At 51.2% G+C, this 11,502-nt stretch carries 21 protein-coding genes; 2 read left to right on the forward strand and 19 right to left on the reverse strand.

The window, feature by feature from the left end:
- Window positions 1–10 precede the first annotated feature (10 nt).
- From rpsH to rpmC, 7 genes are all read right to left on the reverse strand, one after another.
- The gene (gene rpsH / locus BM025_RS09905) at window positions 11–403 is read right to left on the reverse strand and encodes a 30S ribosomal protein S8 (protein ID WP_085848225.1); all 393 of its coding nucleotides are present in this window, start codon (window positions 401–403) and stop codon (window positions 11–13) included.
- Window positions 404–415: 12 nt separating this feature from the next.
- Complete coding sequence (gene rpsN / locus BM025_RS09910; protein ID WP_085848224.1) at window positions 416–721, reverse strand: 30S ribosomal protein S14; 306 nt, start codon at window positions 719–721, stop codon at window positions 416–418.
- Window positions 722–740: 19 nt separating this feature from the next.
- Window positions 741–1,304: a 50S ribosomal protein L5 gene (gene rplE, locus BM025_RS09915; protein ID WP_085848223.1), complete on the reverse strand. Its 564-nt coding sequence runs from the start codon at window positions 1,302–1,304 to the stop codon at window positions 741–743.
- Entirely contained in the window at window positions 1,304–1,609 is a 306-nt protein-coding gene (gene rplX, locus BM025_RS09920; RefSeq protein ID WP_085848222.1) for a 50S ribosomal protein L24, read from the reverse strand. Before rplX ends, rplE begins: the two co-directional genes overlap by 1 nt.
- A complete protein-coding gene (rplN, locus tag BM025_RS09925; protein WP_085848221.1) occupies window positions 1,609–1,977 on the reverse strand; it encodes a 50S ribosomal protein L14 in 369 nt (122 codons plus the stop codon). Before rplN ends, rplX begins: the two co-directional genes overlap by 1 nt.
- Before the next feature lie 112 nt (window positions 1,978–2,089).
- A complete protein-coding gene (gene rpsQ / locus BM025_RS09930; RefSeq protein ID WP_085848220.1) occupies window positions 2,090–2,317 on the reverse strand; it encodes a 30S ribosomal protein S17 in 228 nt (75 codons plus the stop codon).
- Window positions 2,318–2,331: 14 nt separating this feature from the next.
- Complete coding sequence (gene rpmC / locus BM025_RS09935; RefSeq protein ID WP_085848431.1) at window positions 2,332–2,532, reverse strand: 50S ribosomal protein L29; 201 nt, start codon at window positions 2,530–2,532, stop codon at window positions 2,332–2,334.
- A 226-nt stretch (window positions 2,533–2,758) separates the two neighbouring features.
- Here rpmC and BM025_RS09940 point away from each other — a divergent pair, with 226 nt between their 5' ends.
- Window positions 2,759–3,379, forward strand: a complete 621-nt coding sequence (locus BM025_RS09940; protein WP_085848219.1) for a 2OG-Fe(II) oxygenase family protein — start codon at window positions 2,759–2,761, stop codon at window positions 3,377–3,379.
- Between the two features lie 73 nt (window positions 3,380–3,452).
- The gene (locus tag BM025_RS09945) at window positions 3,453–3,965 is read left to right on the forward strand and encodes a hypothetical protein (RefSeq protein ID WP_085848218.1); all 513 of its coding nucleotides are present in this window, start codon (window positions 3,453–3,455) and stop codon (window positions 3,963–3,965) included.
- 39 nt (window positions 3,966–4,004) lie between these two features.
- Here the strand turns inward: BM025_RS09945 and BM025_RS09950 are convergent, their stop codons facing one another.
- The 12 genes from BM025_RS09950 to rpsJ all read right to left on the reverse strand — a co-directional run bounded on the left by BM025_RS09950 (window position 4,005) and on the right by rpsJ (window position 11,229).
- On the reverse strand, window positions 4,005–4,766 hold the full coding sequence (locus tag BM025_RS09950) for an ion transporter (protein WP_085848217.1): 762 nt from the start codon (window positions 4,764–4,766) through the stop codon (window positions 4,005–4,007).
- A gap of 294 nt (window positions 4,767–5,060) precedes the next feature.
- On the reverse strand, window positions 5,061–5,474 hold the full coding sequence (gene rplP / locus BM025_RS09955) for a 50S ribosomal protein L16 (protein WP_085848216.1): 414 nt from the start codon (window positions 5,472–5,474) through the stop codon (window positions 5,061–5,063).
- A 13-nt stretch (window positions 5,475–5,487) separates the two neighbouring features.
- Window positions 5,488–6,195, reverse strand: coding sequence for a 30S ribosomal protein S3 (gene rpsC, locus BM025_RS09960; protein ID WP_085848215.1), 708 nt, complete (start codon window positions 6,193–6,195; stop codon window positions 5,488–5,490).
- Window positions 6,195–6,575, reverse strand: a complete 381-nt coding sequence (rplV, locus tag BM025_RS09965) for a 50S ribosomal protein L22 (protein WP_085848214.1) — start codon at window positions 6,573–6,575, stop codon at window positions 6,195–6,197. The genes rpsC and rplV overlap by 1 nt, the downstream gene beginning before the upstream one ends.
- 3 nt (window positions 6,576–6,578) lie before the next feature.
- Window positions 6,579–6,857: a 30S ribosomal protein S19 gene (gene rpsS, locus BM025_RS09970; protein ID WP_085848213.1), complete on the reverse strand. Its 279-nt coding sequence runs from the start codon at window positions 6,855–6,857 to the stop codon at window positions 6,579–6,581.
- Window positions 6,858–6,860: 3 nt separating this feature from the next.
- Complete coding sequence (gene rplB, locus BM025_RS09975) at window positions 6,861–7,700, reverse strand: 50S ribosomal protein L2 (protein WP_085848212.1); 840 nt, start codon at window positions 7,698–7,700, stop codon at window positions 6,861–6,863.
- 258 nt (window positions 7,701–7,958) lie between these two features.
- Window positions 7,959–8,672 carry a deiodinase-like protein gene (locus BM025_RS09980; RefSeq protein WP_085848211.1) on the reverse strand — a complete coding sequence of 238 codons (714 nt, stop codon included), beginning with the start codon at window positions 8,670–8,672 and terminating at the stop codon, window positions 7,959–7,961.
- Entirely contained in the window at window positions 8,669–9,133 is a 465-nt protein-coding gene (locus BM025_RS09985) for a MarR family winged helix-turn-helix transcriptional regulator (protein WP_085848210.1), read from the reverse strand. The genes BM025_RS09980 and BM025_RS09985 overlap by 4 nt, the downstream gene beginning before the upstream one ends.
- A gap of 137 nt (window positions 9,134–9,270) precedes the next feature.
- Entirely contained in the window at window positions 9,271–9,567 is a 297-nt protein-coding gene (locus BM025_RS09990) for a 50S ribosomal protein L23 (protein ID WP_085848209.1), read from the reverse strand.
- Window positions 9,564–10,184, reverse strand: coding sequence for a 50S ribosomal protein L4 (rplD, locus tag BM025_RS09995; protein WP_085848208.1), 621 nt, complete (start codon window positions 10,182–10,184; stop codon window positions 9,564–9,566). The genes BM025_RS09990 and rplD overlap by 4 nt, the downstream gene beginning before the upstream one ends.
- On the reverse strand, window positions 10,181–10,906 hold the full coding sequence (rplC, locus tag BM025_RS10000; RefSeq protein WP_085848207.1) for a 50S ribosomal protein L3: 726 nt from the start codon (window positions 10,904–10,906) through the stop codon (window positions 10,181–10,183). The genes rplD and rplC overlap by 4 nt, the downstream gene beginning before the upstream one ends.
- 14 nt (window positions 10,907–10,920) lie before the next feature.
- Window positions 10,921–11,229 (reverse strand): 30S ribosomal protein S10, encoded by a 309-nt coding sequence (gene rpsJ, locus BM025_RS10005; RefSeq protein WP_085848206.1) that lies wholly within the window; start codon window positions 11,227–11,229, stop codon window positions 10,921–10,923.
- Window positions 11,230–11,502 lie beyond the last annotated feature (273 nt).

Below are 11,502 nucleotides of genomic sequence, written 5' to 3' on the forward strand. Positions count from 1 at the left end.
CAGACCCTCCTTAGAAGACTGTGCAAAGCACTTCGCCGCCAACATTGTTGGCACGAGCGTTTGCATCAGACATCACACCTTTAGGTGTAGAGACAATCGACAAGCCCAGGCCCTGACGGACAGTTGGGATGTCTTTGACACCGAGGTATACGCGACGACCAGGTTTTGAAACCCGTTTCACTTCGCGAATAACAGGAGTGCCTTCGAAGTATTTAAGGCTGATTTCGAGAGTTGGGTGACCAACTTCGTTTGTGCCTTTTTCGTAGCCACGAATGTAGCCCTCGTCGAGCAGTACGTCCAAGACCCATGCACGCAGCTTTGACGCTGGTGTAGAGACTACGGATTTACCGCGCATTTGAGAGTTGCGGATACGTGTGAGCATATCGCCGATAGGATCGTTCATATTATGCTCTCCTTACCAGCTTGATTTCACGAGACCGGGGATCTGGCCGAAAGAGCCAAGTTCCCGCAGCATGATACGGCTGACCTTAAGCTTACGGTAGTAAGCGTGTGGACGGCCTGTCAGCTGACAGCGGTTGTGAAGACGGACAGCCGAGCTATTGCGCGGCAATTCAGCAAGCTTCATGGTCGCGCGGAAACGCTCTTCCATGGGCTTCTCTTGGTCATAAATGATCTCTTTGAGAGCGGCGCGTTTGGCAGCGTATTTTGCTACCAATTTTTCGCGTTTGTGCTCACGTGCGATCATGGATTTCTTAGCCATGTTCTCTAACTCCTCGCGATCAGCTGTTGAAAGGCATGTTGAAAGCTTTCAACAAGGCCTTAGCTTCTGCGTCAGTTTTCGCAGTGGTTGCGATTACGATGTCCATACCCCAGTTTTCATCAACTTTATCAAAGTCGATTTCAGGGAAGACGATGTGCTCTTTAAGGCCCATGGCGTAGTTGCCACGACCATCAAAGGATTTGCCAGATACGCCGCGGAAATCGCGAATACGTGGCATAGCAATCGTGATAAGACGATCGAGGAATTCGTACATCTTCTCGCCACGAAGAGTAACCTTCGTACCAAGAGGCATATCTTCACGAACGCGGAAACCAGCGATTGATTTCTTAGCGATCGTTGTCAAAGCCTTTTGGCCAGCGATGAGTGTGAGATCTTCCTGAGCAGATTTTGCTTTTTTGGAATCACGCACAGCTGCAGCGCCACAACCGATGTTGAGAACGATTTTGTCCAGACGTGGGATCTGCATGTCGTTCTTGTAGGCAAACTCTTCTTTAAGAGCCGGCCGAACGGCGTCAGTGTACACGGTCTTGAGACGTGGTGTGTAAGTTGCAGTATCAAGCATTAGATCACGTCTCCTGTGGACTTAGCGAAGCGCACTTTTTTGTCATCTTCCACGCGGAAGCCAACACGTGTCGCTTTGCCGTTTGCGTCGAGGATCGCAAGGTTTGACAAATCAATCGGCATGGAAACCGGTTTCTTGCCGCCTTGGTCGCCCTGAGACGCTTTTGTGTGACGCAATGAAACGTTAACGCCTTCGATTACGGCTTTGCCTTTGGACGGGTTCACAGAAGCGATTTCGCCCTGTTTGCCTTTGTCTTTACCGGCAAGAACGATGACCTTGTCACCTTTGCGGAGTTTAGCAGCCATTACAGCACCTCCGGCGCGAGTGAGATGATCTTCATAAAGTTTTTCGCACGCAATTCGCGAACAACTGGCCCAAAGATACGTGTACCTACTGGCTCATTGTTGTTGTTCAAAATAACAGCAGCGTTGCTGTCAAATTTGATTGCTGTGCCGTCTTCACGACGAACTTGTTTTGCTGTGCGAACGACAACGGCTTTACGCACGTCACCCTTCTTAACACGGCCGCGTGGAATGGCTTCTTTCACCGATACGACGATGACATCACCCACTGACGCGTAACGACGGTGTGAACCGCCGAGAACCTTGATGCACTGAACACGGCGAGCGCCGCTGTTGTCAGCAACATCCAGATTGGTCTGCATCTGAATCATGTGGTTTCTCCCGACCTTTGGGGCTGCCTGCAGTGGCGTCTTTCCCCAGGGTTTCGATTATGCTGAGTTATTCTGGCAGAATCGATTTCAACTAGATGTTAAAATCGAATGATTATGCGAGAACTTCCCAACGCTTGGTTTTCGACTTTGGTGCACATTCCTGAATACGGACTGCATCACCAACGTTGAATTGGTTGTTCTCATCGTGAGCCCGGTATTTTTTGGACTTACGGATGGTCTTTTTCATAACTGGGTGCTTGAAGCGACGCTCAACGGAAACAGTTACTGTTTGCTCGTTTTGGTTAGACGTCACGACACCTGTAAGGATACGTTTTGGCATAGTCTCAGCTCCTCTTACTCAGCCGCAGCTGCGGCTTTTTCGTTCAAAATCGTTTTTACACGTGCTGCTGTGCGGCGCGCTTTACGGATTTGAACGGTGTTTTCGAGCTGACCAGTTGCTTGTTGAAAGCGCAGGTTGAAAGACTCTTTTTTCATGTTTGCCAGCTCTTCGCGGAGCTGATCCGGCGTCTTAGCGCGGAGTTCTTCGGCGTTCATAGCCATATCCTTTTCCTATGCACCAGTGGGCCCCCGTTAGGGTCACCCATGATCTGGTGGGTAATATCAAAACACACGAATCCCCTGACGGGGTTCGAGTGATGTGCCTCTATAGGAGAGACGCGACCATAGAGCAAGTCTTTGTTGCCCCTTTTTTCTATGGTGTTTTCGCTGCATAACAGCACTAGAAATCAGATCAACCCCCCACCACAGGAAAGCCACGCCCATGCCCAACATCACATCCCTCTTCGTGACCCGCCTGTACCGCGCGGGCCTGTCAGAGTTCGGCGCGTCTGTTGATGCAGATGAATTGGAAAACTCCTGCCTGTCGATTGCCGAAGATGATGAAGCAGGCCAAGAGTGGTGCGATGCGAATGACTTTCCCGGCTACACCAGTTACGCTTCCCTCACCGACCTTGCGTGGCGTTTTCCGATTTTCAAAGACATCGTGGACAGCCTTGATCAACATGTCGCCAGCTTTGCCAAAGATTTAGACTTTGATCTGGACGGTCGTAAATTGGTGCTTGAAGACATTTGGATCAATATCCTACCCGAGGGCGGCTATCATTCCGCGCATATCCACCCGCACTCTGTTATCTCTGGCACGACATATGTGGCGATGCCCGAAGGCGCATCGGCCCTGAAACTCGAAGACCCCCGCCACGCCATGATGATGGCCGCCCCACCCCGTACCAAAGATGCGCGCGAAGAGATGAAAAGCTTTGTCTACGTCAAACCAGTCGTCGGAGACGTTCTGCTGTGGGAAAGCTGGCTGCGCCACGAAGTGCCGATGAACATGTCCGAAGAGCACCGCATTTCTGTGAGCTTTAATTATCGGTGGGAGTGAGTAACCGTTCGCTGCAGGAAGATCGCCACAGGAACTGACAATTCCGAAAATAGTTAAAACTCGAAAGCGTCCAATGACACTTGAAAGACCAATTCCGTCCGAACGCGATTTCGCCGCTCTAGGCATGGCTGTTACCGCGTGCGCAGGTCTTGAGAATACTTTGCGCTACACCTACGTCTTGACCAAGCTCAATGGCAAAGCAGTAGACGTAGACCATCAACCGATCCTTTTCGGCGCCCATAAATCAGGCCTCCCCAATCTAATCCGACATATAAATATCAAGGTAGAAAGCTCGCAAGAGCTAACCCAACCAGAAAAAAACTACTTGAACACAATCTTCAAAGGCCAAGACGGCTCCTCAATAGATTGTAATTTTGTCGTTTGGCGCAACGTGCTCTGTCACGCACCTATGGCAGCCATTGATGGCGGAAAATTATACTTTCGGTTCTCAGACCAAGCCGTATTTCTCAGCTTGCCTGGCTCGAATCCTTATGAAAAAGAAACATCCCACGAGGAGCTTCGCATTGTCGCTAAAAGCTTTTCTGAAGCCAGCAGGCTGTTGAGGCTGGCATTCGTAGAGCGCTAAATCATTAATGCACATCCATTAAGCTAAAGTAGAAATTGATCATTTTCCCAAAGCCCGCTCAATCCTGTCCAGACGCGCCATTAGCTCGTCTCGGTGATCTTGGGTCGAGGCATTGGCTTCTTCGGCGTGGGCGTCTTGCATCGAGTTGACGATCAGACCCACGACCAAGTTCATCACCGCAAAGGCCGTGACCAAGATGAATGGGATAAAGAACAACCATGCGTTGGGGTGGGTCTCCATAACAGGGCGCACTATGCCCATGGACCAGCTCTCCAGCGTCATGACTTGGAACAGTGAATACAGCGACCCGCCCAAGGTGCCGAACCACTCAGGAAATGTGTCGCCATAGAGTTTGGTCGCGATCACGGCACCGATATAGAAAATGATCCCCGTGAGGAAGAACACAGACGCCATGCCCGGCAAAGCCATGATAAAGGCCTCGACCACTCGGCGCAGCGATGGCACGACGGATACGACGCGTAGCAAACGCAAGATGCGCAGTGCGCGCAGGACTGACAGCCCCGCACCTGCTGGGGAATAAGACATGCCGATGATCACGAAATCAAACAGGCCCCAGCCTGATTTGAAAAACGCAAATCCGCGGGCGTAAATTTTGACGACAATTTCAGCCGTGAAGATCGCCAGACACAGCGTGTCTAATGCCGAGATCACCCCCCCTGCCCGCGCCATGACCACATCAGAGGTCTCTAACCCCAAAATGATCGCGTTGAACAAGATCACGCCCATGATGATGTTTCGAGTGAGGGGAAGGTCCAATAGTCGGGCCAATGTCGTGCGCATCTGTGAGGGTCTCCTGCTGCCTGCCTTGTGCATATGACAACTGTTCCGCAGGGGATCAAGTCCGGCTCTTGCTGAGCCCGAGCAAAACAGTGCGCAAGGTTCAGACTGCGGGATAAATAGTCAGATCACCATACGGCGGTTTTGTTTAAAACATGTAAAGTGATATGGCGCGAAGCCTTGCAAACATTCAAAATAACGCGGAGTTCGGCCATAGAAAAACCCCCGCCGAGTGAACGACAGGGGTTTTTGATCTTTTAGACTTAGTCGATGCCCGCCCCGAAAGACGGTCAAAGATTACCAGTCTTCGCGCACCACTGTGCGGGTTTTGACAGGCAATTTCATTGCTGCAAGGCGCAAGGCCTCACGTGCAACGTCTTCACCAACGCCATCGATTTCGAACATTACACGGCCAGGTTTGACCTTGCATGCCCAGTAATCAACGGAGCCTTTACCTTTACCCATACGAACTTCGGTCGGTTTGGATGTTACCGGTACATCTGGGAAGATGCGGATCCAAACGCGGCCTTGGCGTTTCATGTGGCGTGTCATTGCACGACGAGCAGCTTCGATCTGACGCGCTGTTACACGCTCTGGTTCAACGGCTTTAAGACCGAATGTACCAAAGTTCAGATCAGACCCGCCTTTGGCGAGACCTTTGATGCTGCCTTTGTGCATCTTGCGAAATTTTGTACGCTTTGGCTGAAGCATTTATCAGATCTCCTTAGCGACGGCCGCGGTCGCCACGGGGCGCCGGACCTTGTTGGGCTTCTTCGAGACGACGGTCACGAGCCTGAGGATCGTGTTCCATGATCTCGCCTTTGAAGATCCATACTTTGATGCCGATGATGCCGTAAGCAGTCGCAGCTTCAAAGTGTGCATAGTCGATGTCTGCACGCAAAGTGTGCAAAGGAACGCGACCTTCGCGGTACCATTCAGTCCGCGCGATTTCAGCGCCGCCAAGACGGCCAGCAACGTTCACGCGGATACCCAAAGCACCTTGGCGCATAGAGTTTTGAACCGCACGCTTCATAGCGCGACGGAAAGACACACGACGCTCAAGTTGCTGAGCGATGCCTTCGGCAACGAGAGCAGCATCAAGATCTGGCTTGCGAACTTCAACGATGTTGAGGTGCAATTCAGAAGCAGTCATCGCAGCGATCTTCTTGCGAAGAGTTTCGATGTCAGCGCCTTTTTTGCCGATAATCACACCAGGACGTGCAGTGTGAATTGTCACACGGCATTTCTTGTGTGGACGTTCGATGATCACGCGAGAGATGCCAGCTTGCTTGCACTCTTCTTTGATGAATTCGCGGATTTTGATGTCTTCAAGAAGAAGATTACCGAAATCTTTGGATTCTGCGTACCAGCGGCTGTCCCATGTGCGGTTGATCTGCAGACGCATACCGATCGGGTTAACTTTATGACCCATTAGTTTTGCTCCTCAATCTGGCGCACCAAGATGGTGATTTCAGCAAATGGCTTCAGAATTTTGCCAAACCGACCACGAGCACGTGGACGACCACGTTTCATAGTCAGGTTTTTACCAACCCAAGCTTCGGCAACGATGAGTTCATCGACGTCGAGATTGTGGTTGTTTTCGGCGTTGGCAATTGCGGACTGAAGACATTTCTTCACATCTGCTGCGATACGCTTGTTGGAGAAAGTAAGGTCTGTGAGGGCCTTATCTACTTTCTTGCCGCGGATCATCTGAGCAACGAGGTTGAGCTTTTGCGGAGACGTCCGAAGCATGCGAGTTTTCGCCATTGCTTCATTGTCAGCCACGCGACGGGAATTAGATACCTTACCCATGACTTATTTCCGTTTCGCTTTTTTGTCAGCAGAGTGACCATAGTAGGTACGAGTTGGTGAGTACTCACCGAACTTTTGACCAATCATGTCTTCTGAGACGTTAACAGTGATGTGCTTCTGACCGTTGTAAACACCAAAGGTGAGACCAACGAACTGAGGCAAAATAGTTGAGCGGCGTGACCAGATCTTAATGACCTCGTTACGACCGGACTCACGAGCTTTCTCGGCTTTCTTGAGGACGTACGCGTCCACAAATGGGCCTTTCCAGACAGAACGTGCCATATTCTAGCGACCCTTCTTCCGAGCATGACGCGAACGAATAATGTATTTATCCGACGCTTTGTTTTTACGCGTTTTCGCGCCTTTTGTTGGCTTACCCCAAGGTGTCACTGGGTGACGACCACCAGACGTACGACCTTCACCACCACCGTGCGGGTGATCGATCGGGTTCATAACAACACCACGCACAGATGGGCGGATGCCCTTGTGGCGGTTACGACCAGCTTTACCAAAGTTTTGGTTGGAGTTGTCAGGGTTGGACACAGCGCCAACAGTTGCCATGCATTCTTGACGAACCATGCGCAGCTCGCCAGAAGAAAGGCGGATCTGAGCGTAGCCACCGTCACGACCAACGAACTGAGCGTAAGTCCCAGCAGCACGAGCGATTTGACCGCCTTTGCCTGGCTTCATCTCAACGTTGTGGACAATAGTACCGATTGGCAGACCAGAGAACGGCATAGCGTTACCAGGCTTCACGTCAGCTTTTGCAGATGCGATGACTTTGTCACCAACTGCAAGACGCTGAGGAGCGATGATGTAAGCTTGCTCACCGTCTTCATATTTGATCAGTGCGATGAATGCGGTGCGGTTCGGGTCATATTCGATCCGTTCTACAGTCGCAGGGACATCAAATTTATTACGCTTGAAATCGACGATGCGGTAAAGACGCTTTGCGCCCCCGCCGATGCGACGCATCGTGATCCGTCCGGTGTTGTTCCGGCCGCCCTTTTTAGTCAAACCCTCAGTAAGAGTTTTAACTGGACGTCCTTTCCAAAGCTCCGAACGGTCGATCAGAACCAGCCCGCGCTGGCCAGGCGTCGTTGGTTTATACGACTTTAGTGCCATAGTTTCTGTCTTCCGTTTGCTTTGTGACCTTATGTTCAGGTTGCCCTGAAGGTCTGTGTGTAGGCCCCCGTAGGTGCCCAAATTCAAATATCAACAGGCCACAGAACGAATCTGTAGCCATAAGATTTGTGGGGAGTATCAGAGGGGGTATGGGGTGTCTAGTGGGATTGGCTCTCAAGCAAGCCAAAAAGACCGGCGGCACGCCAATGAAGTGACCACCACCAAGTGCTCATGTCGCGCCTGCCCCCTCATTACAAGTTAGCAGACTGTATGCCCAGACCCTGTAACGCTCTTGCCGAACAGCAGACGCAGGTTGCGTTTGACAAGATTGGCCCAAATCAAGGAAGGCAAGCCTTTGAAAAAATCAGCTGCCGACCCGTTCCCCGCACGCCCTAGGGTTTTGAAAACGGTAGCTGGGGTCACAGGGCGAAAGTAGCTTTTGGCCGAGACCTTGCGGCCTGCCAGAAGGGCGACCAAGGCTTTTCGCGTCGCCGAAGGGTTGTTCCATTCTGATCGAAACACGACACAACCGTTTTTGTTGATAATGAACACAGCATTGGGCATGCCCCCGAAGGCCGCGTGCGCCGAGCCGTCAAAATCATCGATAAAGACGGTTCGGGTTTCTTTGCCCTCCACCTTAAGACGTGTTGCGCAGGCTTGCTTATCTTCGAAGGATTTGTGACTGGGAATATTCTTCCCCGGATGCGCTTCGCGCACATAGAGCACCGCGTTGCTGACATTGTCCAAACGATCAAGAGACTCCATGATCTTGCGACGCCCTTGGAACAAAGGACAGGTGATACTGCCCATCTCAAGCACCAGAAAATCGCCCTCAAAATCGAGCAACGCCCGTGTCGTGCCTCCAACAGTTTCCAATTCAAAGTTCGGGGCTTTGTCCGCCACAACAGGTCCGCTCACAGTGTCGAAATCATAATCTTCGGTTGAAAACTCATCATAGTTGTACGTGCTCATTTGCCGATGTCCTTTGTGTTACGAGGCTGCGCCTCAAGTATATTCTCGGTCATTTTTTGCAGCGTGCGCTGCGTCACCGCGAGATCTTCAGGTGAAATGCCCGCACTTGCACGCGTGATGAGACCTTGAGCGATGGGAACAAGTGCGCCCTGAAGGGAGTGACCATACTCCGTCAAAGCCACAACACTGCGGCGGCGATCCGTGCTGTCCTCAGCTCGGTTCACCATTTCTTTGCGCACCATGCCGTCGATCAACCGCGTCACAGTGGTCCTGTCTTTGATGGTGACATCAGCAAGTGCGCTATGGGATTGCGGGCCCTTGCGCCACAGCACGAGCAGAATGGCCCATTCCTCAGCGCTGATGGCATACTCAGTCGCTCGAAACGCAGACGTCAGTTCCTTGCGCACAAGAAAGCCAAGTCGGTTCACCCAATGGAAGGGAATTTTTTCATAATCAAACATAGGTGTACTATACAACTATTGCTATATGCACTGTCAAGCCTCTGCATGCCCAAGCAAGAGACTGAGCCCACATGCAAAAAGCCCCCCGCAAATGCGAGGGGCTTTCTGATTTCTAACCAGCTCAAATCCGAAAGGATTTAGAGACCAGTGGACACGTCGATGGAGTTGCCTTCTTCGAGTGTCACGTAGGCTTTTTTAACGTCTTTACGTTTGCCAAGCATTCCGCGGAAGCGTTTTGCTTTACCTTTTGTGATCGATGTGTTCACGGCTTTAACTTTCACACCAAAGAGCGTTTCAACGGCTTCTTTGATTTGTGGTTTGTTAGAGTCGATCGCAACTTCGAAAACAACCGCACCATTTTCAGAAGCCATAGTGGCTTTTTCAGTGATGATAGGCTTACGAATTACGTCGTACATATCTGCTTTAGTGGTCATTTGAGGCGAGCCTCCAGAGCTTCGACAGCTGATTTCGTAAGCACGAGTGTGTCACGTTTCAGGATGTCGTATACGTTGGCGCCCATAGTTGGCAAGATATCAACACCAGTCAAGTTCGCAGCTGCGGCTTTGAGGTTTGTGTCGATGTCAGCACCATCAATGATGAGGACGCGTTTCCAGCCCTGCTCTTTGACAGCTTTCGCAAGCATTGCAGTCTTCGCACCAGCCAATTTGGCGTCGTCGAGGATCACAAGATTACCTGCTCCTGCTTTCGCGGAGAGCGCGTGCTTAAGGCCAAGTTTACGGAATTTCTTCGTAAGCTCGTGACCGTGAGACCGCGGTGTAGGACCCTTGTAGATACCACCTTTGCGGAAGATCGGTGCCTTGCGAGACCCGTGACGAGCGCCACCGGTGCCTTTTTGGCGGTAGATCTTCTTCGTGGAGTAGCTAACTTCTGAGCGTGTCTTTACCTTGTGTGTACCAGCTTGCGCTTTGTTGCGCTGCCAGCGAACCACACGGTGAAGAATGTCTGCACGTGGCTCAAGACCGAAGAGTGCTTCGTCGAGATCCAATGTGCCAGCTTTTTCGCCGTCAAGTTTGATTACGTCAAGTTTCATGCTTCACCTCCTTCAACAGGTGCTTCAGCCGGAGCTGCTGCAGCCGCAGATTTCAAGGCAGCTGGAAGTGGCGCGTTCTCAGGGAACGGCTTTTTCACAGCGTCTTTGACAGTGACCCAACCACCCTTGGAGCCAGGAACAGCACCTTTGACCATGATCAAGCCACGGTCAGCGTCTGTACGGACAACCTGAAGGTTTTGTGTCGTGACACGAGCAGCGCCCATGTGACCAGCCATTTTCTTACCTTTGAAAACTTTACCTGGATCTTGACACTGACCAGTCGAACCATGCGAACGGTGAGAGATAGACACACCGTGTGTCGCACGCAAACCGCCAAAGTTGTGACGCTTCATCGCACCTTGGAAGCCCTTACCGATAGATGTACCGGCAACGTCAACGTATTGGCCTTCGAAGTAATGCTCAGCTGAGATTTCTTCACCAACAGCGATGAGGTTCGCTTCGTCTACGCGGAATTCTGCGATTTTGCGTTTTGGCGCAACATTCGCAGCGGCGAAAACGCCACGCATAGCTTGTGATGTGCGTTTAGCTTTTGCATTGCCACAACCAAGTTGAACAGCTGTGTAGCCGTGCTTCTCAGATGTACGCTGTGCAACAACTTGCAAGCTTTCGAGTTGAAGAACAGTAACAGGAATCTGTTTGCCGTCTTCCATGAACAAGCGGGTCATGCCCACTTTTTTCGCGATAATACCAGAGCGCAACATATTCAATTGCCCCCTTATACTTTGATTTCGACGTCAACGCCAGCAGCGAGGTCGAGCTTCATCAGCGCGTCCACAGTCTGTGGTGTTGGGTCTACGATGTCGAGAAGACGCTTGTGCGTACGGATCTCAAACTGATCGCGAGATTTCTTGTCAACGTGTGGGCCACGCAAGACAGTGAATTTTTCGATTTTGTTTGGCAGTGGGATCGGGCCACGTACTTGAGCGCCGGTGCGCTTAGCAGTGTTCACGATTTCCTGTGTAGATGCGTCAAGAACGCGGAAATCAAATGCCTTCAACCGAATGCGGATGTTTTGGCTTTGCATTGCAATGCCTCCGTTTAGGCTTTGGAGTTGAGAGGTCGAGGCACCTTATTGCACCCCCACATCGAACCCAAAATAGGCGAGACGAATCTCACCCGCAGTATTCGTTTGGTACGAATTGATGCCCAATACAGCGCGAATCTGTTTGAGGCAATACCCTTATGTTAAAAAGGGCGTTTCGTGCAAAAAGGGCGCCACTTTAGTGACGCCCTTTCCGTAGCTTCATAAGCTGTTAAGCTTACTCTACGATTTTAGATACAACACCGGAACCAACTG

The organism is Pacificibacter marinus (assembly GCF_900109555.1).
In the GTDB taxonomy this organism is placed as follows: domain Bacteria; phylum Pseudomonadota; class Alphaproteobacteria; order Rhodobacterales; family Rhodobacteraceae; genus Celeribacter; species Celeribacter marinus_C.

What these genes read in the sequence shown, in the direction of transcription:
- BM025_RS09950 (WP_085848217.1), bottom strand. Translation starts at nt 4,766, where the DNA reads ATGCGCACGACATTGGCCCGACTATTGGACCTTCCCCTCACTCGAAAC.
- BM025_RS09940 (WP_085848219.1), top strand. Translation starts at nt 2,759, where the DNA reads ATGCCCAACATCACATCCCTCTTCGTGACCCGCCTGTACCGCGCGGGC.
- rplX (WP_085848222.1), bottom strand. Translation starts at nt 1,609, where the DNA reads ATGGCTGCTAAACTCCGCAAAGGTGACAAGGTCATCGTTCTTGCCGGT.
- rpsJ (WP_085848206.1), bottom strand. Translation starts at nt 11,229, where the DNA reads ATGCAAAGCCAAAACATCCGCATTCGGTTGAAGGCATTTGATTTCCGC.
- rpsN (WP_085848224.1), bottom strand. Translation starts at nt 721, where the DNA reads ATGGCTAAGAAATCCATGATCGCACGTGAGCACAAACGCGAAAAATTG.
- rpsC (WP_085848215.1), bottom strand. Translation starts at nt 6,195, where the DNA reads ATGGGTCATAAAGTTAACCCGATCGGTATGCGTCTGCAGATCAACCGC.
- rplC (WP_085848207.1), bottom strand. Translation starts at nt 10,906, where the DNA reads ATGTTGCGCTCTGGTATTATCGCGAAAAAAGTGGGCATGACCCGCTTG.
- BM025_RS09985 (WP_085848210.1), bottom strand. Translation starts at nt 9,133, where the DNA reads ATGTTTGATTATGAAAAAATTCCCTTCCATTGGGTGAACCGACTTGGC.
- rplP (WP_085848216.1), bottom strand. Translation starts at nt 5,474, where the DNA reads ATGCTTCAGCCAAAGCGTACAAAATTTCGCAAGATGCACAAAGGCAGC.
- BM025_RS09980 (WP_085848211.1), bottom strand. Translation starts at nt 8,672, where the DNA reads ATGAGCACGTACAACTATGATGAGTTTTCAACCGAAGATTATGATTTC.
- rpsQ (WP_085848220.1), bottom strand. Translation starts at nt 2,317, where the DNA reads ATGCCAAAACGTATCCTTACAGGTGTCGTGACGTCTAACCAAAACGAG.
- rplD (WP_085848208.1), bottom strand. Translation starts at nt 10,184, where the DNA reads ATGAAACTTGACGTAATCAAACTTGACGGCGAAAAAGCTGGCACATTG.
- rpsH (WP_085848225.1), bottom strand. Translation starts at nt 403, where the DNA reads ATGAACGATCCTATCGGCGATATGCTCACACGTATCCGCAACTCTCAA.
- rplN (WP_085848221.1), bottom strand. Translation starts at nt 1,977, where the DNA reads ATGATTCAGATGCAGACCAATCTGGATGTTGCTGACAACAGCGGCGCT.
- rpmC (WP_085848431.1), bottom strand. Translation starts at nt 2,532, where the DNA reads ATGAACGCCGAAGAACTCCGCGCTAAGACGCCGGATCAGCTCCGCGAA.
- rplB (WP_085848212.1), bottom strand. Translation starts at nt 7,700, where the DNA reads ATGGCACTAAAGTCGTATAAACCAACGACGCCTGGCCAGCGCGGGCTG.
- BM025_RS09945 (WP_085848218.1), top strand. Translation starts at nt 3,453, where the DNA reads ATGACACTTGAAAGACCAATTCCGTCCGAACGCGATTTCGCCGCTCTA.
- BM025_RS09990 (WP_085848209.1), bottom strand. Translation starts at nt 9,567, where the DNA reads ATGACCACTAAAGCAGATATGTACGACGTAATTCGTAAGCCTATCATC.
- rplV (WP_085848214.1), bottom strand. Translation starts at nt 6,575, where the DNA reads ATGGGTAAGGTATCTAATTCCCGTCGCGTGGCTGACAATGAAGCAATG.
- rpsS (WP_085848213.1), bottom strand. Translation starts at nt 6,857, where the DNA reads ATGGCACGTTCTGTCTGGAAAGGCCCATTTGTGGACGCGTACGTCCTC.
- rplE (WP_085848223.1), bottom strand. Translation starts at nt 1,304, where the DNA reads ATGCTTGATACTGCAACTTACACACCACGTCTCAAGACCGTGTACACT.